This window comes from Rhodococcus sp. NPDC003348 (assembly GCF_053589375.1).
This window is the reverse complement of the sequence record NZ_JBSFRT010000013.1, coordinates 99,815-120,804: the sequence shown is the minus strand read 5'-3', so window position 1 is coordinate 120,804 and position 20,990 is coordinate 99,815. Positions and strand designations below refer to the sequence as shown.

The 20,990-nt window shown below is 67.7% G+C and carries 24 protein-coding genes and 1 pseudogene; 12 read left to right on the top strand and 13 right to left on the bottom strand.

Annotated elements, in window-relative coordinates; translation table 11 throughout:
- Positions 1–99: 99 nt before the first annotated feature.
- The 6 genes from ACWDU4_RS11555 to ACWDU4_RS11530 all read right to left on the bottom strand — a co-directional run bounded on the left by ACWDU4_RS11555 (position 100) and on the right by ACWDU4_RS11530 (position 5,409).
- Entirely contained in the window at positions 100–876 is a 777-nt protein-coding gene (locus ACWDU4_RS11555; protein ID WP_450114052.1) for a TetR/AcrR family transcriptional regulator, read from the bottom strand.
- Positions 877–1,090: 214 nt separating this feature from the next.
- Positions 1,091–1,882: a hypothetical protein gene (locus ACWDU4_RS11550; protein WP_450114035.1), complete on the bottom strand. Its 792-nt coding sequence runs from the start codon at positions 1,880–1,882 to the stop codon at positions 1,091–1,093.
- Positions 1,876–2,847: an LLM class flavin-dependent oxidoreductase gene (locus ACWDU4_RS11545; protein ID WP_450114034.1), complete on the bottom strand. Its 972-nt coding sequence runs from the start codon at positions 2,845–2,847 to the stop codon at positions 1,876–1,878. Before ACWDU4_RS11545 ends, ACWDU4_RS11550 begins: the two co-directional genes overlap by 7 nt.
- A gap of 41 nt (positions 2,848–2,888) precedes the next feature.
- The gene (locus ACWDU4_RS11540; protein WP_450114033.1) at positions 2,889–3,365 is read right to left on the bottom strand and encodes a hypothetical protein; all 477 of its coding nucleotides are present in this window, start codon (positions 3,363–3,365) and stop codon (positions 2,889–2,891) included.
- Complete coding sequence (locus ACWDU4_RS11535) at positions 3,362–3,994, bottom strand: HD domain-containing protein (RefSeq protein WP_450114032.1); 633 nt, start codon at positions 3,992–3,994, stop codon at positions 3,362–3,364. The genes ACWDU4_RS11540 and ACWDU4_RS11535 overlap by 4 nt, the downstream gene beginning before the upstream one ends.
- 38 nt (positions 3,995–4,032) lie before the next feature.
- Positions 4,033–5,409: an MFS transporter gene (locus tag ACWDU4_RS11530; protein ID WP_450114031.1), complete on the bottom strand. Its 1,377-nt coding sequence runs from the start codon at positions 5,407–5,409 to the stop codon at positions 4,033–4,035.
- A 430-nt stretch (positions 5,410–5,839) separates the two neighbouring features.
- Between ACWDU4_RS11530 and ACWDU4_RS11525 the strand changes: the two genes are divergently transcribed.
- Positions 5,840–6,631 carry a class II aldolase/adducin family protein gene (locus ACWDU4_RS11525; RefSeq protein WP_450114030.1) on the top strand — a complete coding sequence of 264 codons (792 nt, stop codon included), beginning with the start codon at positions 5,840–5,842 and terminating at the stop codon, positions 6,629–6,631.
- A gap of 85 nt (positions 6,632–6,716) precedes the next feature.
- Complete coding sequence (locus ACWDU4_RS11520; RefSeq protein ID WP_450114029.1) at positions 6,717–7,967, top strand: amidohydrolase family protein; 1,251 nt, start codon at positions 6,717–6,719, stop codon at positions 7,965–7,967.
- A gap of 36 nt (positions 7,968–8,003) precedes the next feature.
- Here the strand turns inward: ACWDU4_RS11520 and ACWDU4_RS11515 are convergent, their stop codons facing one another.
- From ACWDU4_RS11515 to ACWDU4_RS11500, 4 genes are all read right to left on the bottom strand, one after another.
- A complete protein-coding gene (locus tag ACWDU4_RS11515) occupies positions 8,004–8,822 on the bottom strand; it encodes a FadR/GntR family transcriptional regulator (protein WP_450114028.1) in 819 nt (272 codons plus the stop codon).
- Positions 8,823–8,922: 100 nt separating this feature from the next.
- Positions 8,923–9,258 carry an NAD(P)-dependent oxidoreductase gene (locus ACWDU4_RS11510; RefSeq protein WP_450114027.1) on the bottom strand — a complete coding sequence of 112 codons (336 nt, stop codon included), beginning with the start codon at positions 9,256–9,258 and terminating at the stop codon, positions 8,923–8,925.
- Positions 9,231–9,656 (bottom strand): hypothetical protein, encoded by a 426-nt coding sequence (locus tag ACWDU4_RS11505; RefSeq protein ID WP_450114026.1) that lies wholly within the window; start codon positions 9,654–9,656, stop codon positions 9,231–9,233. The genes ACWDU4_RS11510 and ACWDU4_RS11505 overlap by 28 nt, the downstream gene beginning before the upstream one ends.
- A 101-nt stretch (positions 9,657–9,757) precedes the next feature.
- Positions 9,758–10,594 (bottom strand): alpha/beta fold hydrolase, encoded by an 837-nt coding sequence (locus tag ACWDU4_RS11500; RefSeq protein ID WP_450114025.1) that lies wholly within the window; start codon positions 10,592–10,594, stop codon positions 9,758–9,760.
- Between the two features lie 270 nt (positions 10,595–10,864).
- Here ACWDU4_RS11500 and ACWDU4_RS11495 point away from each other — a divergent pair, with 270 nt between their 5' ends.
- From ACWDU4_RS11495 to ACWDU4_RS11485, 3 genes and pseudogenes are all read left to right on the top strand, one after another.
- Positions 10,865–12,553, top strand: coding sequence for a class I adenylate-forming enzyme family protein (locus ACWDU4_RS11495; RefSeq protein WP_450114024.1), 1,689 nt, complete (start codon positions 10,865–10,867; stop codon positions 12,551–12,553).
- Positions 12,550–13,277, top strand: a pseudogene (locus tag ACWDU4_RS11490) (SDR family NAD(P)-dependent oxidoreductase). Before ACWDU4_RS11495 ends, ACWDU4_RS11490 begins: the two are co-directional and overlap by 4 nt.
- An 88-nt stretch (positions 13,278–13,365) precedes the next feature.
- Positions 13,366–13,953: an HD domain-containing protein gene (locus ACWDU4_RS11485; RefSeq protein ID WP_450114023.1), complete on the top strand. Its 588-nt coding sequence runs from the start codon at positions 13,366–13,368 to the stop codon at positions 13,951–13,953.
- A gap of 112 nt (positions 13,954–14,065) precedes the next feature.
- Here ACWDU4_RS11485 and ACWDU4_RS11480 read toward each other — a convergent pair whose 3' ends face one another.
- Entirely contained in the window at positions 14,066–14,842 is a 777-nt protein-coding gene (locus ACWDU4_RS11480) for an MBL fold metallo-hydrolase (RefSeq protein WP_450114022.1), read from the bottom strand.
- A 372-nt stretch (positions 14,843–15,214) separates the two neighbouring features.
- On the opposite strand from ACWDU4_RS11480, the gene ACWDU4_RS11475 reads away from it, so the two are divergent.
- Positions 15,215–15,634 (top strand): hypothetical protein, encoded by a 420-nt coding sequence (locus ACWDU4_RS11475; RefSeq protein WP_450114021.1) that lies wholly within the window; start codon positions 15,215–15,217, stop codon positions 15,632–15,634.
- 141 nt (positions 15,635–15,775) lie between these two features.
- On the opposite strand, the gene ACWDU4_RS11470 is transcribed toward ACWDU4_RS11475, so the two are convergent.
- Positions 15,776–16,348 (bottom strand): pentapeptide repeat-containing protein, encoded by a 573-nt coding sequence (locus ACWDU4_RS11470; protein WP_450114020.1) that lies wholly within the window; start codon positions 16,346–16,348, stop codon positions 15,776–15,778.
- A 252-nt stretch (positions 16,349–16,600) separates the two neighbouring features.
- Here ACWDU4_RS11470 and ACWDU4_RS11465 point away from each other — a divergent pair, with 252 nt between their 5' ends.
- The 3 genes from ACWDU4_RS11465 to ACWDU4_RS11455 all read left to right on the top strand — a co-directional run bounded on the left by ACWDU4_RS11465 (position 16,601) and on the right by ACWDU4_RS11455 (position 18,022).
- A complete protein-coding gene (locus ACWDU4_RS11465; RefSeq protein WP_450114019.1) occupies positions 16,601–17,116 on the top strand; it encodes a putative immunity protein in 516 nt (171 codons plus the stop codon).
- 75 nt (positions 17,117–17,191) lie between these two features.
- Positions 17,192–17,533 (top strand): ArsR/SmtB family transcription factor, encoded by a 342-nt coding sequence (locus tag ACWDU4_RS11460; RefSeq protein ID WP_450114018.1) that lies wholly within the window; start codon positions 17,192–17,194, stop codon positions 17,531–17,533.
- Between the two features lie 3 nt (positions 17,534–17,536).
- Positions 17,537–18,022, top strand: coding sequence for an SRPBCC family protein (locus ACWDU4_RS11455; RefSeq protein WP_450114017.1), 486 nt, complete (start codon positions 17,537–17,539; stop codon positions 18,020–18,022).
- A 94-nt stretch (positions 18,023–18,116) separates the two neighbouring features.
- On the opposite strand, the gene ACWDU4_RS11450 is transcribed toward ACWDU4_RS11455, so the two are convergent.
- Positions 18,117–19,013 (bottom strand): NADP-dependent oxidoreductase, encoded by an 897-nt coding sequence (locus ACWDU4_RS11450; RefSeq protein WP_450114016.1) that lies wholly within the window; start codon positions 19,011–19,013, stop codon positions 18,117–18,119.
- A 310-nt stretch (positions 19,014–19,323) separates the two neighbouring features.
- On the opposite strand from ACWDU4_RS11450, the gene ACWDU4_RS11445 reads away from it, so the two are divergent.
- The 3 genes from ACWDU4_RS11445 to ACWDU4_RS11435 all read left to right on the top strand — a co-directional run bounded on the left by ACWDU4_RS11445 (position 19,324) and on the right by ACWDU4_RS11435 (position 20,990).
- Positions 19,324–19,737 (top strand): winged helix-turn-helix transcriptional regulator, encoded by a 414-nt coding sequence (locus ACWDU4_RS11445; RefSeq protein ID WP_450114015.1) that lies wholly within the window; start codon positions 19,324–19,326, stop codon positions 19,735–19,737.
- 237 nt (positions 19,738–19,974) lie between these two features.
- On the top strand, positions 19,975–20,517 hold the full coding sequence (locus ACWDU4_RS11440) for a DUF2231 domain-containing protein (RefSeq protein ID WP_450114014.1): 543 nt from the start codon (positions 19,975–19,977) through the stop codon (positions 20,515–20,517).
- A gap of 35 nt (positions 20,518–20,552) precedes the next feature.
- Complete coding sequence (locus tag ACWDU4_RS11435) at positions 20,553–20,990, top strand: hypothetical protein (RefSeq protein WP_450114013.1); 438 nt, start codon at positions 20,553–20,555, stop codon at positions 20,988–20,990.

Here is a 20,990-nt window from a genome sequence, read left to right as displayed (position 1 = left end):
GGGGTACCGAGTGAGGCAGTGGCAGAATTCGCCGGACCACATAGGGATGCAGGGTATTCGAGATTCTCGTGATGCCCGGCGAGGGGTGAGGGCGGCGCCTCAGTCGCCGGTAGCGGTGTCGCCGTTCGCGTTGCGCGAATTGGACAACGTCTCCATGAGGCCGCGCATGGCTCGCATGTCCGAGCGTAGTTCGTCGAGTTCGGAACGGAGGTCGTCCACGGTGTCGGTGGATGGTTCGGGGACGGTCTTCGCGGCGGGCACCGGTTCGCGCCGGCCGACCGTCGGAGACGGTTTCGGTTCCGTGTCGGTGCGTTCGGTTCGCGCCGGCGCGAACCCGTCGAGGAAAACCGATGTGACTGTGGCGGTTATTGATTCGATGTCGTCGGCGAGCGTTCTCCGATGCCATCTGACCGACTGGAACACGCACTCACGCATCATTCTCTGGAACTCGAAGACGTCGATGCCGGAATTGAATTCACCGACGCGCACGCCTTCGTCGACAACGTCGAACCAGGCCCGGTGCGAGGACTCGACGGCACCGGTGATCTCCGCGTAGTCGGGAAGCGCACCGAGGTTCTCGAACTCGTTCTGATAGATCTCGGTGGCGTAGGGGTGCTCGTGTGCGACCTCGAGCGAGACCTGCACCATGAGTCCGAGACGGTGACGCGCCGTCTCGGTCGCGGTCAGGACGATGTCGTAGCGGCGCACCAGGTCCGTCAGGAAACTCCTCAGGATCTCGGAGACGATGGCGTCCTTCGAGCTGAAGTAGTGATACAGCGTCCCGGAGTTCAGGCCCACCGCATCGGCGATCTCACGGATCGTGGTGGCCGACATGCCTCGTTCGGAAAAGAGCCGAGCCGATTCGGCCAGGATCATCTGACGCCGACTGGCTGTCACTGTTCACCTCTCGTGTCCGGTCCGACGATCTGTGCGCGTGCCGTATCCGAGGCTAGCAGCAGGTCAGGGCCGTTTACCCGAACTCTGTCGACGAACTCCTCGGCTTCTCTGCGCCGGGCCGGACGAGCATACGGCCTCGGCCGCGACCGTGCCGTCACCCGGTCGGGTCGGGGTCTGGGGGAGCGCCGTCTCATCAGTCGAACCAGGTCCAGTTCCAGGGTTCGATGTTACGAAGCACTCCGGAGAACAGGAGTGTGAATCCCTCCTCGGATGGCGCCGGCTCTAGCTCGATCCCACGCCGTGCCCGATCGGCCCTGTACCGGGCCGGATCTCCGTCGAGGAACACCATCAGAATCCGCACCTGGCCAGATGCACCGTGGTTGTCCTCTGCGAAGGTGACGCCGTCGTCGGCGTCGCGTCCCAGGTCGAGCGTGGTGCTCTCACTCGAGAAGGTCCACGCTCCGGCAACCCCCTCGCAGTCCAGCAGGGCGGGAATCACCTCGCGATCCTGCCTGGCGAAGTACTGCTCGCTTGCGATGGAGCTGGGGTCGAGGACCCGGATCGCGACCAGCGCAATGCCCCGGTTCGGGCGCATCGGCAGTGCGTCGGCGCCGAGCAGGCAGCGCGGGCTCACGTAGCCCTTGACCGGCATGAAGGTGCCCATCGCCAGCCGACGGCTGATCCGGATGTCGGGTCGCCGTCCGAGCTGGAACGTCCGGACCGCGAGCTCCTGCCACTCGGCGAAGCTCTCGTCGACCGGGGCCCGGAACCAGTAGCTGTTGACGTAGTGCAATCCGTCGAGTGCGTCGCAGGTCCGGGTGGATGCGGCGCAGTCCGGGCTGTGTACCCACCGCTCGCCGTGCACGACGCCGTCCAGAGCGAGGTTCTCGGGCCGATGGTCGAGTTGGTGCCAGGCGTTGTACTCCGCGTGTGAGGCCCGCTCCGTCACGTGGGTGAACGAGAAGAAGACCTTGCGGGCTAGCACGGTGCCGCCTCGGCCAGTGCCGGCTCGACGCGGGTGAACATCAGTTCCACATGGCGGTCGACCAGCGCGTCGGGCATCCCGGGCAGTCCGGCCCACAGATAGACGTGCTCGACGGGCATGCCGTGGGTGCGGAGTCGGATCTCGCGGGCGGCCGCCTCGGGCGTGGCGACGGTCAGCCCCGGCACCGATCCCGTCCGGTCGAACTCGGCGGTCAGCCCGGCCTCCAGATCGGCGGCACTCCGCGCGTCGCCGCGCCGGCTCTGGTAGGTCGCCTGCTGATGAGCCAGATGTGGGATCAATTGTCTCGTGGTCGATTCCGGGTCGTCGGCGACCACGATATCGAGCATTCCGCCGCGTCGAGCCGAGTCCGCGCCGTGGCCGCCCTCCTCGAGACCCGCGAGGTACGGCGCCGACAGCGCGGGATCGAGAGAGAGTAGTCCTGCGCCGAGGCGGCCGGCTCGCGCGGCGCCGCGGGGCCCTTGGTACCCGAGCCACATCGGCACCGGGTCCTGCACCGGCCCCGGCGTGACACCGCCGTCCGAGAGCAGGTTCCGCACGGCGGCGAACGCCCTGTCGGTGACGGCGTACCGGGCGCGGAAGTCCGAACCGAAGGCATCGAACTCCTCGGGGGACCACCCGGCGCCGAGCCCGAGTTCGAGTCGGCCGCCCGAGACCAGGTCGACCAGCGCGGCCTCCTCGGCGATGTGGACCGGATGCCGGTGGGGGGCGAGCAGCACGGCCGTGCCGATCCTGATGCGTTCGGTTCGGGCGGCGATCGCGGCGGCGAGGGTGAGTGGTTGCGGCAGGTAGCCGTCCTCGAAGAAGTGGTGCTCCGTCAGCCACACCGAGTTCGCACCCAGTTCCTCTGCCCGGACGACTCTGTCGAGCATCGCACGGTAGTGCTCGGCACCGGGGCGCTCCCAGCGGGCAGGGTTGCGCATGTCCAGAAACAGTCCGAGTTTCACGAAGTGGTGTCCTTGTCCGTGGGTGTGGTTGGGGAGCAGGCTCAGTCGGCGGTGGGAGAGGGAAGGGCGCCTGGAGTATTGATCTCTGCGGCGCCGCCCTCGCCCGGCTCGTCGTCGGCGCACGCGTCGATGTCCGCACAGTCGCGCGCGTCCTCGATCTCGGCTCCTCGGCCCACCTCGTTCTCGAAGGTGGCATTCCACTGGGTGAGCTGTTCTGCGGTCCAACCGAACTGGGTGCGTTCGTGGAGCAGACGATCGGCGATCCCCGCGACCATCGCCACCCGGGGTGCGCGTCTGGACTCGACCTGCCCGAGGATGTCCGCCGGGGTCAACGGCCGTGTCTTCGTGCGGTAGTGGGCCCAGGTGGCCTCGACAGCGTCGGATTCGGCGCAGTCCCTGAGTAGTTCGGCCCAGTAGTATTCACCGAACCCCTCCGGCGACGCGTACTGCTCGATTCCGGCGCGGATTCGCAGAATCTCCCGGCAGGTGAAGATGTCGACGGTCTTGACCCTGGTCACGACGCACTCGTATCGGGCGCGCGGTCCGCCGTGTCGCGCGACCACGTCAGGTTCTGGTCGCCCCACGAGCGCGGCGGGCGTGAGAAGACCTCCTCCAGCATCGGCATGAAGAACTCGAGGGGTTCGGAGTCGTAGTTCGGGTCGAACGACTCCTGGTCCCAGGCCGCGCAGAAGTGTGCGCACGCGTCGAAGTACGGGGAGTCCCGATACCGGTCACGACTGTCGGTCGGCATGCCGAGCTTGTCGCCGTAGTGGTAGGTCTGGAAGACACCGTGGTGCTTGACGATCCACACCGCCTCGTCGTCGAGCACCGGCCGCAGAATTGCAGCGGCGACCTCGCTGTGATTGTCGGGACACAGATCGTCGCCGATGTCGTGCAGCAGCGCGGCGATCACCAGATCGACACGGGCGCCCTCCCGATGAGCGCGGGTCGCGGACTGCAGCGAGTGCTCGTAGCGATCGACGCGGTAACCGAAGGTGTAGCCCTTCATCGACTCGAGGAGACGCACGACCGTCCCGAGCCAGTGGTCGCGTCGGTGGATCGCTGCCTCGTCCCGGATCAGCTCCATCTCCGCGGCGGTCGCCTCGTCCATCCGGGTGAATTCGACGGTGCGGGTGTCGTCGACCATGTCGGCCCCTCTCATATCTGGTTGATTGAACGGAATGGTCACGCGACGGGTGCGGCTGCCCCGCTCGGGACCTCCGTCTCCTCGGTGAGGGCGATGCCCTTGGTCTCGCGAGTGAAGTAGGCGGCCGCGACGACGGCCAACGCGAGCACGACGACGTACCACGTGAACAGGTCCGGCGTGCCGCGGGACGTGAGCCACGAATTGAGGTACGGCGCAGTGCCTCCGAAGATCGCGGCCGCGAGCGACACCGCGATTCCCGTGCCCGCTGCACGGGACTTGGTGGAGAACAGTTCGGCGAACCAGGCGACCTGGGTGCTGGCGGCGAGCGCCTGGATGATGAGCGCCAGGGACATCGCGATCGCCAGGGTGCGGGCCGAGCTGTCGAGCATGCCCGACAGCGGGAAAGCGAACAGGGCGATGAGCACGCCCCACAGGATGTTGTTGGGGCGCCGGCCGAAGCGGTCCGCGGCCAGGGCTGCGAGCGGCAGGGCGGCGATGAAGACGAGGTTCGCGACCACGCCGGCCCACATCGCCAGTTTGTCGTTCACGTGGTGAAAGCTGATGGCGTACGCGGGAGCGTTCACCGACCAGGTGTACGAGAAGACCGATGTGCCGCCCACCAGGAGGACGACCCGCAGGATCGAGCCGCGCTGCGCCCAGATGTCGCGGAGCGCAGATCGGGCCGACGATGGCGCCGCGGCGGCCTCGGTCTCGGCGGCGTGGTCGGAGAAGGCAGCGGATTCCTCGAGGCCGCGGCGCAGGTAGAGCGCGAAGAAGCCGAGCGCGCCGCCGATCAGGAACGGGATGCGCCAGCCCCAGTCGGCCATCGCTTCCGAGTCGATCGCGGTGCGCATGACGGCTCCGAGGAGTGTGGCGAGCACCGTTCCGCCGACGGTGGACATGATCACCGTGCTGCCCCACAGTGCGCGGTTGTCCGGCCGCGCGACCTCGGCGATGTAGGTGTACGAGCCGCCCTGCTCACCGCCGTGTGCCACACCCTGGAGGCACCGAACGAGCAGCAGCCACAGCGACGCGAACACGCCGATCCGTTCATAGGTGGGTGCGATCGCGATGAGGACACTCGATGCCGCGACGAGTGACATCGTCAGCACCATGACGAACTTCCGTCCCTTGCGGTCGGCGACGAGGCCGAACAGCAGGCCGCCGATCGGGCGCATCACGAACCCGACCGCGAACACGGCCATCGTGGACAGCAGGTTCGACACCTCGTTGGTCGAGTGGAAGAACTGGTTGGAGAAGTAGACCGCGAAGATCGCGAACACGGTCCAGTCGAACCATTCCAACGTGTTACCGAGATTGACCGCCAGGATCATCCGCGCCTTGGCCCGGAGCGTGGACGGGGTTGTTGGCGTTGGACCCTTCGGGGCGTCGTTGCTCGAGGGTGTTGCGGTCATGCCGGTTCTCCTTGTCGGGCGGGTCTCGGTGGTGTTGTCGTGGTGGCGGATCAGGCAAGGCGGTCACGGGCCGACGTCCCGGCGGGTACCGGAAAGCGGCAGGGCTCAGCGCGAGAGTGATGGGGCCACACGGTGTATGGCGCAGGTCACAATCTAGATCTATCCATAGTTGATGTCAATCAACCGTTTGACTGGGTCGGAAGTGGCTGCGTGCGTGAATCCTGCCGAGTCCGTCCTCGGCGCGTTGCGCTCCACATCTGTGCAGGTCGAGGGGGGTGAGGAGGTCGAATGGCGGATGTGGGGCGGGGTGGGTGCGGCTCGGCCGCCGGTTCAGTTGCCCGATCTGGCGGTGGCTTACATCGCTATCTTTTGTAAGATAGAGTGCGATCCGTCCGAATCTGTGACCCTGATCTCATCCCCTGGAGGCGTTGTGACCGTGTACGACGAATCGACGGCGATCGGAGGTGGCGTGGACCCGGTGGGTGAGTGGAGGCCGCGCGCCACGCCCCCGATCGGGGTCGAGCTCAGCAACGAGCAGAAGCTCGCCTGCGCGTTCCGAACCTTGGCGCACAACGGTTTCAGCGAGAACATGGCCGGCCACATCACCTGGGCCGACCGGGACGACGACAGCCTTCTCATCAACCCGTGGGGGCTGTGGTGGGAGGAGGTCTCGGCCTCCGACGTATGCCGCGTCGACGCGAACGGTGTTGTGATCGAAGGCAAATGGGACGTCACTCCCGCCTATCACATCCACACCGAACTGCACCGGCGTCGTCCGGACGCCCGGGTGGTGATCCACAACCACCCGTACTACGTGACACTGCTGGCCGCCGTCGGTGTGCTGCCGATGATCGCGCACCAGACCGGCAGTCTGTACGACGACGACCTGTCCCTGGTCGACGAGTACGGCGGCGAGGTCAACGATGCCGAACTCGGCAGGGATCTCGCCGACCAGATCGGTGACCGCAACAACGTGATCCTCGCCAGCCACGGCATCATCACCACCGCCGACACGATCGAACTCGCGGTCTACCGCGCGGCGTCGATCGACAGGTTCTGCCGGCTCGCGTACGACATCCTGTTGCTCGGCAAGGACCCCCTGCCGATCGAGAAGAGCATCCGCGTCGCGATGCAGAAGGCGCTCGTCGAGCGCGCCTCCGGCGTCTACTGGGCCGGCGCGGTTCGCAAGCTGCTCCGGACCGATCCCGACGTTCTCGACTGAGTCCGTCCACCCCAATCCCCGTTCCGGGCTGCGTATGTAGCGCAGCCGGATTCACCGACCCACGAACAATCGAGGAGTGTGCGAGATGGCCAATCTCGACGAACTGATCCACAACACCGACTTCACCCAGAACGTCAAGGGAAAGGTGACTTTCCTGCCCGAGCCGGAGAAGGCGCACCGGCCCTTCCCGTTCATCTCGGTCGACGACCACATCGTCGAGCCCAAGGACACCTTCGAGGGTCGCCTGCCGGCGAACCTCGCCGACCGGGCTCCCAAGGTCATCCACCGTGACGGCGCGGACATCTGGGTGTACGACGGCAAGGAGATCCCGAACGTCGGCTTCAACGCGGTCGTCGGACGTCCGGTCGACGAGTGGGGCTTCGACCCGCAGCGCTTCGAGGACATGCGCCGCGGTTCGTGGGACATCCACCACCGAGTCAAGGACATGAACCTCTCGGGTGTGTATGCGTCCCTGAACTTCCCGTCGTTCCTCCCCGGATTCGCCGGCCAGCGTCTGCAGCTGAGCACGAACGATCAGGAACTGGCGCTCGCCGCGACCCGCGCCTACAACGACTGGCACCTGGAGGAGTGGGCGGGCCCGTACCCGGACCGCATCATCCCCTGCCAGATCCCGTACTTCCTCGACCCGGAGATCGGTGCACAGGAGATCTACCGCAACGCCGAGCGCGGCTTCAAGGCGGTGACCTTCTCGGAGGGTCCGCACGCGCTGGGGCTGCCGTCGGTGCACTCGGGACACTGGGATCCGATCATGCGGGCGTGTGAGGAGACGGAGACCGTCATCAACCTGCACATCGGCTCGTCCAGCACGTCGCCGAGCACGTCGGAGGACGCCCCGCCGGACGTGTCCGGCACGCTGTTCTTCGGCTACGCCATGTTCGCGACCGTCGACTGGCTGTTCTCGAAGATTCCGGTGCGCTTCCCGAACATCAAGATCGTGATGTCGGAAGGTGGAATCGGTTGGGTTCCGGCCCTTCTCGACCGCCTCGACCACATGACCACGTACTCGTCGATGTACGGCACCTGGGAAGGTGTCGACATCTCCCCGGCGGACGTGCTCAAGCGGAACTTCTGGTTCTGCGCAGTGGAGGATCCGTCGACGATGGTGCTGCGGGACCGGATCGGTATCGACCACATCCTCCTCGAGGAGGACTACCCGCACAGCGACAGCCTGTGGCCGCGCACCATGGAGGTCGTCAGCGAGTCCATGAAGGGGCTCTCGGCCGACGAACTGCGCAAGATCACGTGGGAGAACGCCTCGAAGCTGTACCGGCATCCGGTGCCGCAGAGCGTGATCGACGACCCGAACAGTTTCTGACCGAGGGCTGGGCGGGTCCGGGTCGGCCGGGCCCGCTCAGCCGAAGAAGAGGCGGTCCCGCGCGACCGCGGGGTCGAGGGAGACGGGAGGGCGCTCCGGGTCGTGCGGATAGGTCTGCACGTCCCGGAGGTGCCGGGCCGCGATCACCCGGGCCGATGCGGCGTCGCCGTCCTCGATGCACTGCAGGATCTGGCCGTGTACGGCCAGGGCCTGCGCTCGTTCGGCCGGCGGAATCCTCTCGGGGTCGGCTCGCTCGTTGGCCCAGTCCGTGACGTGACTCGACCACAGGGCTTCGAGGGCGCCGGCCAACACGATCAGTGACCGGTTTCCGCACAGCTTCACCACGGATTCGTGGAACCGCCGCGAGAGCGTGGTCGCGGCGACGAGGTCGTCGACCTTGGACAGCGATTCCTCGTGCAGGGCGCGCAGGACCGGAACCACCTCGGTGGCGCGGTCGTCGCGTTCCGCGCACAGGGCGGCGCACATCGGTTCGACCTCGTGCAGGGCCCGGCCGACGTCGTCGATGTCGGTTCCCGACATCGCGAGCACCATCGAGAGGCTGTAGGCGACGTTTCCGGGGGTGGGGCGATGGACCACGGCGCCGCCGCGATTTCCGCGGCGGACCCGGACGAGACCCTCGGCCTCGAGGATCCTCAGCGCCTCGCGCAGGGATTGGACGTTGACCGGGTATTGCTCGCGCAGCTCGGCTTCCTTCGGCAGGAGGTCGCCCTCGGCGAGGTCGCCGCGCAGGATCCGCTCGCGGATCTGGTCCGCTACCATCTCGGCCAGTCGCCGCCAGCGCAGGCTGCTCGGGTCGGGGGCCGGTGACTTCCGGTCCTGTCCCTGTGCGGACACCGCCGTCACATCCTTCCGGTCTCGGTCGTCCTTCCGTCGCAAAGTTACCAAACTTACTGAACTTGGGTTGCGGGTGTCGATGCAGTTGCGTCCGGCCGGATCACCCACGCGTCCACAGCGGTTGTTCGCCACGGCACACTCGCGCGACGTTGGCGGCGGTCATCTCGAACATCCGCTCGCGGGCGGTCGAACTGCCGCAGGCGACGTGCGGGCTCAGTAGGACGTTGTCCAACCCGAACACTGGACTGTCGGCCGCGAGTGGCTCACGGGCGAAGACGTCCAGCGCGGCCCCCGCCACCGACCCGGACCGGATCGCAGCGGCGAGCGCGCCTTCGTCGACAACCGGACCGCGAGCGACGTTGACCACCAGCGCTTCCGGGGGAAGCAATGCCAATTCGCGGGCGGAGATCAGGCCGTCGGTCTGTGCTGTTGCCACCGTCCGGCCCGCATCTGGGCATCGGCCCAGCCGATCGAACGGCACAGACCGGCCGTGGCCGCGACCGCCCACTCCGACACCGACGTGGCGTTGCCTCCCGGCGTGTTCGCCACCGGGACACCGACGTTCGTCCAGGCATCGACGTCGATGTAGGCAATGCCGACCCCGGGTTGCTGGATCAGCCGCAGGTGGCCGCCCATCGCCGCCTCCGCGGCGCCGAGCGGCAACCGCCCGCTCCAGTCCGCAACGACGATGTCGACGTCCGGCAGCAGGACCCGGACTTCGTCGACGGTACGGGCAGCGGGCACCACGACGGCCGCGGCATCGCCGACGGCGCGCCGCACCGCCTGCTCGATCGCGGGCTCCGGCGTGAGCACCAGGATTCGGGGCCGCTCCACTGCCGCCGTGGTTCGCCCTTTCGGGTCTGTGTTGGCGGTGTCCACGACATCGTGCCGGTTTTCCATGTGTGACGGATGCTTTCGACGACAGAAGTGCCGGGTCAGCGCGTGAGGAACTCGGTCACGAGCGACTCGAAGTCGTGTTTGCGCTCGACCTGGGCCCAGTGCCCGCATTCGCCCAGGATGTGCAGGTCGGCTTTGGGCATGCGCCGCAGCGCGAACAGGGCGCCGTCCGGCGGGAGCATGCGGTCGTCGCGGCCCCAGGTGACAAGGGTCTTGTGCGGAATCTCGTGGGTCCGCGCCCACAGCGGTGCCTTGCCGGGCAGCGCCAGCGACGCCATCACTGCGCGCATGCGCTCGATGGCTCGGGGTGCGGTGGCATTGTTCCAGCGCTCGTCGAGCAGTTGTGGCGTGACGATGGCGGGGTCGTAGACCATCGAGTCGACCCACGCCTCGAGTGCCTCTCGGGTGGGGTCGACGAGGAAGTCGCCGAGGCGCCGGGCGCCCTCGCTCATCATCGGCCCGAGCAGCGGCGCGTACAGCCCGCCGGGTCCCATCAGCGCCATGCGCTCGACTCGTTCGGGTGCGATCGCCGCCGTCTCGAGTGCGACCCATCCGCCCATGGAATTGCCTAGCAGATGCGCTTTTTCGATGCCGAGATCGTCGAGCAGCGTGACCATCGATTCCGCGGCGATCTCGGGATACGGGCGGTCGTACTCCAGGTCCGGGCTCGCGCCGAAGCCCGGCATGTCGACGACGATGGTGCGGAAGTTGCGCGCGAAGACCGGCAGGTTCTTCGAGAAGTTGGACCAGCCGGACACGCCCGGGCCCGACCCGTGCAACAGAACGAGGGGATGGCCCTCGCCTGCCTCGTGGTAATGCAACTTGTCCGTGGCCGACGGTCCGCGGGTGGTGTCGGCGTAGTCGAGGGTGTCCATGTCGATCCAATCTCTCTCGCGGCGAGGGTATTCCGCCACGCACAGCGAAACGGTGAGCCCACGCGAAACCACGACCCGCTCCAGTGGGACTCGTCATGTGAGCTGAGTCACGAATGATGCACACCGTAGCGCCCGAAGACCTATTGATCAAACACACGGTTGGTAGTCCCAATCAAGCGATTGATCGAACGGACTCTTGACGCTACCGTGGGTGGCCGGGCCGTCGTGTGACGGCCGACACGATCATGAGTTCGGGCCTGGGAGGCAGTGATGGACAACGCGGCGGCTGCGCGCTATCGGGAAGCCGGCTGGTGGGGTACGCGTTCGCTCGGTCAGGTGATCGCCGACCACGCGGGGAGGATTCCGGAGAGGCCGGCGTTCCTCGCCGGCGCGGACCGGACGAGCTGGCGTGAGTACGACACCTACGCCGACGCGATCGCGGCGGCGCTGGTGGCCGCGGGAATCGAGCCGGGGGACCGTGTCGGTGTGCTCCTTCCGGACACCGCCGATGTGCATGCGGCGCTGGTGGGGACCGAGCGCGCCGGGCTCGTGGCGATGGGCATCGGGGCACGTGCCGGAGATGCCGAGATCACCCACCTGCTGGGTCGTTCCGGCGCGGTCGCCCTGATCTCGAGGGCGGACGATCGAGGCCGAGGCCTCGATCAACTCGGGCAGCTCGTGCTCGCGGCCGGGTTGTCGGTCCGCGTGCACCTGGTTGTCGGGGCCGGGCGGGTGCAGGCGCTCCGTCGGCTCGACGCCGGACGCTGGCGTGAGGTCCCGGTCGAGTTCGCACCGGCCGATCAGGTGCGTCCGCGTGCCCTCGGCCCGGACGACGTCTCGATGCTGAACTCCACTTCGGGGACCACCGGCCTGCCGAAGTGCGTGGTGCAGTTTCAGAACCGCTGGATGCACTTCTCCCAACTGGCCATCGAGGCCGGCGAACTCGGCGACGACGAGGTGTTCCTCGCGGCGGTGCCGGCCCCCTTCGGCTTCGGGCTGTGGACGAGCCACTTCGCGCCGACGATGCTCGGGGCGCCCGCGGTCCTGTTGCCCCGCTTCAACGCCGACGAGATGGTACGGAAGATCGCGGAGGAGCGGGCGACCGTCCTGTTCTGTGTCAGTACGCAATTCCGCATGCTGCTCGCGTCCGATCTGGCGGATCAGGTCGACCTGTCGTCCCTGAGGGTCATGTTCACCGGCGGCGAGGCGGTGCCGTACCGCGACGCGGCACGATTCGAGGACCGGACCGGGGCCACAGTGCTGCAGTTCTTCGGGTCGAACGAGAGTGGCGCCTTCAGCTACACGACGACCAAGGATCCCCGGGAGAAGCGGCTGACGACCGCCGGACGGATCGTGCCGTCGATGACCGTTCGCCTGTACGACGACGAGGGACGAGACATCACCGCGAGTGGCGGACCGGGGCAGCCGGGTGGCACCGGGCCGCTCCTGAGCCTGGGGTACTACGACGATCCGGTGGCCAGCGGCGAACTCTATGCACCCGACGGCTCGCTGCTCATGGGTGACCTGGTCACGATCGACGACAGCGGCTACCTCACCGTCGTGGGGCGCAAGGCGGAGATCATCATCCGGGGAGGAAAGAACATTTCCGCCGCCCATGTGGAGCGGGAGGTCGAGACCCACCCCGACGTCGAGATGGCGGTGGCCGTGGGACTGCCGGACGACGTCTTCGGCGAGCGGGTCTGCGTGGTGGTCAGCGGGAGTTCCGCTGCCGGGCTGACGCTCTCGGACCTGACCACGCATCTGGCCGGGCACGGAATGACCAAGGAGTACCTGCCCGAGTATCTGCTCGTGGTCGACGAACTGCCCCGCTCCTCGGGAGGAAAGCTGGCCAAGGGGCAGGTCCGGGATCTGGCCCTGGCGGCGCGAGCCGCCGGTGACATCGAGGCCGCGGGTGGCGTCGACCTTCGCGTCGAGGCAGGCAGGGGAGCGTCGGGATGAGTTCTCTTGCGACGGTGCTCGTTCCCGGCGGGAGCGGCGGACTCGGTGTGGCAGTCGTCGAGCGGTTGTTGCGCGACGGCCGCCGCGTGGTGGTGCCGTCTCGTTCCGTGGACGCCGATCGACGTCTGGCCGGGCTCGCCGACAGTGAGCGACTCGAACTGGTCCGTGCCGACCCGTTGGACGAGGCGGCGGTCGGTCGCATGGTCGAGGTGGCCGCCTCGCGGCCCGACGCCCCTCTGCGCGGACTGGTGAACCTGGTCGGTGGTTTCGCGATGGGTGGACGAGTCCACGAGACCAGCGTGGAGGACTTCGATGCACAGTTGCGCCTGAACGTGCGCCCGACGTTCCTCGCCTGCCGGGCGGTGCTCCCTCACATGATCGCGGCCGGAGGCGGGTCGATCGTGTGCGTCTCGAGTACGGCCGTCCGCGCCCCGTTCTCGGGGCCTGCGGCTATGTCACTTCGAAAGCCGCCGTGCTCTCCCTCGTCGACGTGCTGGCCACCGAGTATCGCGCAGACGGAGTGCGGGCCAACGCCCTCTTGCCCACGGTGATCGACACCCCCGCCAATCGCAGGTCGCAACCGAATGCGGACCGGGCCGGGTGGGTTGCGCCCGAACTCGTCGCTCGGACCGTCGCGTACTTCGTGTCCGAGGAGTCCGCCCCCACGACCGGAGCCCACGTGCCGGTGTCGGTGGTCGGTCGTCGTGAGAGTTCCACCCGCTGAGAATTGACCACAGTTGTCGCCCCGCCGCCGGTACGAAGACAACACGCCCGTGGTTCCAGATCTGTCCGCCCGCGAAAAGGAGGTCCCCGTGACCGAGATCGACCAGCCGACACCCATGGTCGGCTTCACCAGAATGGACGAGTCGACGAAGGAGGACATCGAACTCATCGTCACCGAGTCGAAGAAGTTTCTGAACGATCGCCTGGTCGACACGATGATCGACCTGCTCGACTCCCTCAAGGGACCCACGCTCGGCTACCAGGTCGACCGCTACGAGCACTCGCTGCAGACGGCGTCGAGAGCCCACCGCGAAGGGGCCAGGACCGATCTGGTCGTCGCCGCCCTGCTGCACGACGTCGGCGATGCGATGGCACCGGCGAACCACGCGGAGCTGGCGGCCTCGATCGTCCGTCCTTACCTGGACGCGGAGTCGACCTGGGTCGTGCAGCACCACGGCATCTTCCAGGGGTACCACTACTGGGACCGTCTCGGGCTCGACACGAACGCCCGCGAGAAGTTCCGCAGTTCACCGTATTTCGACACATGTGCCCACTTCTGCGCCGAGTGGGACCAGGTGTCCTTCGACCCGGCCTACCCGACCCTCCCGATCGATCACTTCGTGCCGATGTTGCGTGAGGTGTTCACCCGCCCGGCATCGGGATTCGGATCGGACTGACCCGGACCGACACCGGCACACCGCCGTCGGTCGGATGCCGCACAGGCGCCTGCAGCTCGACGAGCCGTGGGCGCCTGTCCGCGTGGCGGGGAGGACCCGGGGAGGCGTTCCGTCATCGTTGTCGGTGCGGTGACCCGGTCCGACCGCGTCCGGTGCGGCCGCGGGCCTGCTCGACGGCTGCCGAGATGGGCATGGACACCGCGGGCCCGTGTCCGGGGACCACCGTGTCGGCGTCGAGAACCGCGAGACGGTCGAGTGCGGCGACGGTGTCCGGCTTCCCGTGATCGAAGACCGGTGGGAGCAGTTGCGGGCCGATGATTTTCGCCAGCGGGTGCGCCGTGACGAGAGCATCGCCGGTGATGATCACCCCGTGCTGCGGCAGGTGGAACGCCGTGTGGCCGGAGGTGTGGCCGTGGGTCGCGACGGGCACCGGCGCCCCCGGCAGGTCGAGAGGGCCGTCCGACGTGAACGCGCGAGCGTCGCTCACGGAGAGCGACCTGGTGGCGCCGACCCGCGCGATCCGCAGCAGCCACGGCAGCACGCCGTGCCTGTGCGCCATCGGGATGAAGTCCTTGCCGGTGGCCTGCTCGAGATGGTCGCGCCGTGCGTGGGCGACCTCGGTGGGGTCGGTGAACACGGGTGTCCCGTAGCGCTCGTGGAAGGCGACGATCGCACCCATGTGATCGATGTGGGCGTGGGTGAGCAGCAGTCCCCGAATGTCCTCGGGGCGTCGGCCGAGTGAGTGGATGGCGCGTTCCACCGCGCGGACGTCGCCGGGGTAGCCGCCGTCGATCAGGGTCAGGGCGTCGCCGTCGCGCAGGATCACCACGTTCACGTCCGTTCCGGTGGCACGGAACACGTGCGGGGCAACTTCCTCGAGTGTCGTCACGGTTCACCATTGTGCGGCATCGCGGTCCCCGGGATGCCGCTGCATCGGTCCGGACGCTCGACGGGTCGGTGGTCGCGCACCGCCGCATGCCCCAAGACGAATTTGGAACAGTTCCAACATTGTTCGTGGTCCAGAGTGGGATGCTCGGACATTCGGATCCCCTCTGTCCGGAGTTGAGGGGATAGGATTGTCTGACTTGCTTCCGTGTGGACCACAGGACGAAGGATGAGGCGATCCTGCGCCTTCGATGGCCGGTGCCCGCGTCTTTCACGTCGTCGACGTCACCGCATGTCTCGACGGCCGACCGAGTGTGTCCGCCTCGGGCCATCGCTTCAGAAAGCCGTCAACTCTCGGTGACGCGGATTCGTCAACTTGGAGCGGGCAGAACCCGGTACGACGAAAGGATTTCCGATGTTCACGTGCAAAGGCAAAGCTCTTGGTCGAACGGCGGGGCTGATCGCGGTGGTGGGCGCATTCTCGTTGGCGGCACCGCCGGCCGCGTCGGCCGCGCCCGCCGCTTTCGTACCGTCCTCGATATCGAGTTGCGCGCCCGGCGAATGGCTCACATTCACGGCCGAGCGGGTGGCACCCGACCGAATCAACTACACGACCACCGCGCCGCTGGCGAAGTGGAACGGAGCCATCGTCCAGTGGACCAACCTGACCACCGGCGCCCAGGGCTTCGCGTTCATGAATGCCGCGGTTCCGGCGAGCGTCGGGCTGGGTCCCGTCCTGAGCCAGGTGGCGGGTTTGCTGCCCTGCTATGTGTCTTCGGGTGTGGTGATGTCCTGATCGTGTTCAGCCGATGACGGCGGGCGCCTCGACTTCGACGAGTACGTCCGGCTCGACCAGGTGATCAACGCCGATGAGGGACACCTGCGGCGTCGGAAGCGGCGGTCGATCGGGTTCGGTGCCCTTGCCGGTCGCCGCCGGTCAGTCGGGCACCGTGCCGTCCGGCATGGTGGCGTCGGTGAGATCGGCACCGGCCAGGTCGACGGCGGCGAGGTTCGCGCCGGTCAGATTGGCCTTGCCCAGGTAGGTGCCGACCAGGGTGGCGTCGGTCAGGTCGGCTTCGCCGAGGTAGGCGCCGGTCATGTACGCACCGGAGAGGTCTGCGCCGGTGAGATCCGCGTGCCCGAGATAGGTCGACGTCAGGTAGGCCATCGTCAGGTCGGCGTTCCGCAGGACGGCCCGGGTGAGATACGCGCCGGTGAAGTTGGCGTCATGGGCGACCGCCCCCGTGAGATCCGCCCTCGCCAGGTCGGTGCCGACCAACTCGGCGGAGGTCAGATCGGCCCCCGCGAGCGTGGCGTCCGTGAGGTCGGCTCCCGACAGGTCGGCGCCGGTGAGGTCCACGCCCGCGAGGTCGGCGTTCGCCAGGTTGGCGCCCGACAGATCGGCATCGACGAGGCTGACGCTCGAGTCGCGTTCGGCCCGTTGGGAATTCCAGGACGCAACGTCCGAGCGCAGCAGGTCCAGCGGATTCGCCTGCGATGTCGATGTCATTGAACCCCCAGGACGACAGCGGTGGTCGGCACCCGAGCCGGGCCGGCCGAATTTCCGAGTGATGCGGACGTCGCCCGCCGTGTTGACCGCGTAAAACTAGCAGCGACCGGGTGGCCTGCGGGCGGTCTCGCGCCCATTTGCCCGGCCGGGCCTAGCGGCCCGAATTCCGGACTGCCCGTGCCGGCGCAACGGCCCGGTCGCGCCTGCGCCCCCTTGGGTGTTGGGTGGATGCGAGCAGAAGGGGTGTCAACCATGATCCTTCCGAAGGTCCGAGACCCTCGGTTCGTGACGATCCGTCGCGGTGGGACGCTCACCGATTCGGATCACCATCTCCTCGCTCTGTGGGCGGCGTCGTGCGCGGAGCACGTCCTCGGGTACTTCGAGTCGGTTCGGCCCGAGGACCCGCGGCCGCGTCAGGCGATCGAGCATGCCCGTGCCTGGGCGCGTGGCGAGGTGACGATGACCCAGGCTCGCACCGCGGGTGGTCACGCGATGGGCGCGGCCAGGGACCTGCGTGGGGCGGCACGGCACGCCGCGTACGCCGCCGGTCAGGCCGGGGTCGTCGCACACGTCGCCGCGCACGAGCTCGGTGCGGCCGCCTATGCGATCAAGGCCGCGCGTGCTGCCGCGCCGGACGGCGAGGATGAGGCCGCAGGGCGATTCGAGTGCCGGTGGCAGCGGGGCCGGCTTCCGGAGGCGATTCGCGAGCTCGTCCTCGACGACCAGCAGCTGCGGAATGCCATCTGCTGGTCGGTGTTCGACTGCTGACCGCGCGCCGGGTGCGTGGACGGCATTGCCGAAAGGGCTTGACAATCTACAACCAAGCGGTTGTATGTTTGAACTGTGAATGGAGACGACGAGGACCGGGCGGACGCCCTGTTCCACGCGCTCGCCGACCGCACCCGGCGCGACATCATGCGCCGCGTGCTCGCCGGGGAGCACTCGGTTTCCGCGCTCGCGGCTGAGTACGACATGAGCTTCGCCGCGGTGCAGAAGCACGTCGCCGTGTTGGAGAAGGCCGGGCTGCTCGTCAAGCGACGCAGTGGTCGGGAGCAGCTGGCCAGCGGCGACGTGGCGGCGGTGCGATCGGTGGCGTCCATGCTCACCGAGTTGGAGCAGGTGTGGCGTGGGCGCATCGCACGCATCGACGAACTCATCGCATCAGACTCGACCAAGGAGGGCTGAGGAATGCCTGTGACCGACGTCAAGCAAGATCTCGACAACCTGACCCTGACCATCACGGCCGATTTCGCCGCACCGGTGGAGCGGATCTGGCAGATCTACGCCGACCCGCGCCAGCTCGAGAAGGTGTGGGGCCCGCCGAGCCACCCCGCGACCGTGGTCGACCACGACCTCACCCCGGGTGGCCGCACGACGTACTTCATGACCGGACCGGACGGCGACAAGTTCGCCGGATACTGGCAGATCACGGCGGTCGACGAGCCGACGAGCTTCTCCTTCGTCGACGGTTTCGCCGACACGGACTTCAACCCGAACCCCGCCCTGCCGGTCTCCCGGAACGTCTACACCTTCGCCGAGCATGACGGCGGCACTCGCGCAACCTACGTGAGCACCTTCGAGTCGGCCGAGGCGCTGCAGCAGGTCTTGGACATGGGAGTGATCGAGGGTTCCTCGCTGGCGATCAACCAGATCGACGACCTGATCGCCGCCTGAGAGCGCGCCGCGGCCGGACCGTCCCCGTCGGGGCGGCCGGCCGTTCCGCGGCGAGAACCGCCTGCCCTGGCCCGGTCGGGCGCCTGTTCGGGCGTTAGGGGATGAGAACGAGTCGTCCGCGCACGCCGCCTTCGGCCAACCGGGTGTGGGCTGCCGCTGCATCCTCGAGCGGGTAGGTCTGTGCGACGCGGGCCACGATTACCCCCTGGTCGGCGAGGCGGGAGAGCTCGGCGAGCTGGGCGCCGTCGGCCCGTACGTCCAGGGCGTCGACGCTGACGCCGCGCTCCGACTCCGGTTCCTGCCCCGGCCACAAGCCGACGTACGAGCCACCGTCGCGGACAGCGTCGATCGCCTCACGGCCCAGGCCCGCGGCGTCGAGCACGCCGTCGAAATCGGCAGACCCAAGGTCCGCTCCGCGGGACAGGAAGTGCCCGGCTCCGCGCGAGAGCAGGAAGGGCTCGTCACCGACAGAGGCCAGTGCTGTGACCTCCAGGCCCATCCGGTGAGCCAGCTCCGCCGCGTGTCCTCCGACTGCGCCGGCCGCTCCCGTGACCAGTAGGCTCTGCCCCCGCCGCAGCGCCATCATGTCCAGGGCCTGAGCGGCGGACAGCGCGTTGAGGGGGAGCGCCGCGGCATGCACGTCGTCGAGGGATCCGGGCGACGGGGCAATGGCGGTCGCGTCGAGCACGACGTGATCGGCATGTGTGCCAAGCGGTTTCACGTGGCCGGTGGCCAGGCCCATGACCCGATCCCCGACCGCCCAGTCGACCCCGGCGCCCACGGCATCGATCGTGCCGGCGACATCCCAGCCCAAACCGATCCGCTCCCCATCGTTGCCGAAGACTCCCGAACGCATGGCAACGTCCACCGGATTCAGCGCAGCCGCGCCGACCTTGATCCTCACCTGCCCGGGTCCCGGGACCGGTACCGGGACCTCGGTGATCTCCACTGACTCGGGCCCGCCGAAGCGGGAAACGGTTGCGGCGCGCATGAACATGGTCTTCCTTCGGGGAGGGGTGCGGGCGCGGGCTCCCGCATCGGCTGAAACTTCCGCTGCTGCTCGTGGGCGAAGCCCGACCGTCGAAACCGGCCGGAGGCGTGACAGCCCGGCGCGGGGGCCGCCGCCCGTGCAGGTGCCAGCGGGCTGCATCCAGGCGATCGACGCTGCGGAAGGTCGTTCGTCGACGGTGCCTGGTTACACAGCTCTGAACTGGTGCCTTACGAATAGTGCGTGACTCCATGATGGGGCAGTATCGAAGGCGATACAAAACGCACACGCGTGTGCGGAAGGCAGGTGCGCCATGGAACCCGATCCGAACACGGGGCACAACGGGGCGCTTCCCGGGCCGTGCTCCCGATGGCCGGCGGAGCAGGGGGAGACCATTCGGCAGATCATCGAGCGGGCCGGCAACAAGTGGGCCGTGCTCGTCGTCGGTTCGCTGCGGGGCGGGCCTCTGCGTTACACCGACCTGCTGCGCTCCATTCCCGGTCTCTCGCAGCGAATGCTCACGCACACCCTGCGCCAGCTGCGGCGTGACGGTCTCGTCACCAGAAGCGCCTATCCCGAAGTGCCGCCGCGCGTGGAGTATGCACTGACCGATCTGGGTGCCACCCTGCTCATCGCCATCACCACCCTGATCGATTGGGCCGGTACCCACCACGACGAGATCCAGGAGAACCGCGCGCGATTCGACAAGGCCGAGGCCACGACCTGAGGCAGGGCTCCACTTCACAACAGCGAGTGGAGAATTGACGTGGCACGATATCGATGGTGCCAGGCCGGTTTGCGGGTGCGGACGTCGCTGATCAGTCCAGCGATGACGTCGGCACGTGCGAGGTGGCCGCTGGAAAGAAAGTGGCTTTCGGCAACCGAACGGGTGGTCTTGACCGGACTGGGCAATTGGACCACGCTGAAACCATCAAACCTCGCCGGCGTGAAGTAGGTGGTCGGTGTGCCAGTCGAAGCGGACCGAGGCAAGCACCCGGTCAGCGCGGGGTTGGCCGGGCCGTACGGCCATCCGTTCCACCCGATCCTGGTGAACGTGCCGATCGGGGCATGGGTGGCGAGCTTGGTGTTCGACATTGGGTCGCGGGTCGTCGACGAGCCTGGCTTCCTCACCCAAGGATCGGTGTGGCTGATCGCGATCGGGGTCCTCGGGGCTCTGGCCGCGGCGATGATCGGCTTCCTCGACCTGTTCGCAATACCGCCGGGGACGCCGGCGTTCCGCACCGGCCTGGTGCACATGGCCCTCAATCTCGCGGTGACAGCGGCGTTCGCGGTCAACTTTCTCTGGCGTCAGTCGGAGTACGGGCAGCCACATCCGGTCAGTGTCGGGGAGATCGCGCTGTCGGTGGTGAGCGTGGTCGCCCTGTCCGTGTCCGGATATCTCGGTGGCAAGCTCGCGTTCCGTTACGGGGTTCGGGTAGCTGACGAGGAAACCCAGGCAGAGGGTTTCGGTCCGCCCCCCGGACACGAGCGGTCGGTGCAGTCGTAATCATCCGTCCTGTCCACCACTTGTTAGGAGATGACATGGGTGTCGCAGCGCTCGTGACGTGGCTACTGACGGCGGTCGGCGGTTTCTACATGCTGGCCACCTGGATCGCCAAAGGCGGGTCACGACAACCACATGGCAGCCACTTTCCGCCGGCACTGATATTCGGGCACTTCGCACTCGCCGTGATCGGTCTGATCGTGTGGATCGTCTACCTCGTCGCCGACAAGGACGCGGTTGCCTGGATTGCCTTCGTCCTGTTGATACCCGTCGCGCTCTTGGGATTTGCCATGTTGGTGCGATGGATACCGACCTACCGCGCCGCGGCCGGTGCTGTCGGCGCCCCGCCCGCCCCCGCAGCACCGGACCCGGCGGAGAAGCACTTCCCTGTTGCCGTCGTCGCGGGGCACGGCGTATTCGCCGTGGTGACCGTGGTGCTGGTGCTGCTGACCGCCCTCGGCGTGGGCGGCAGCTGA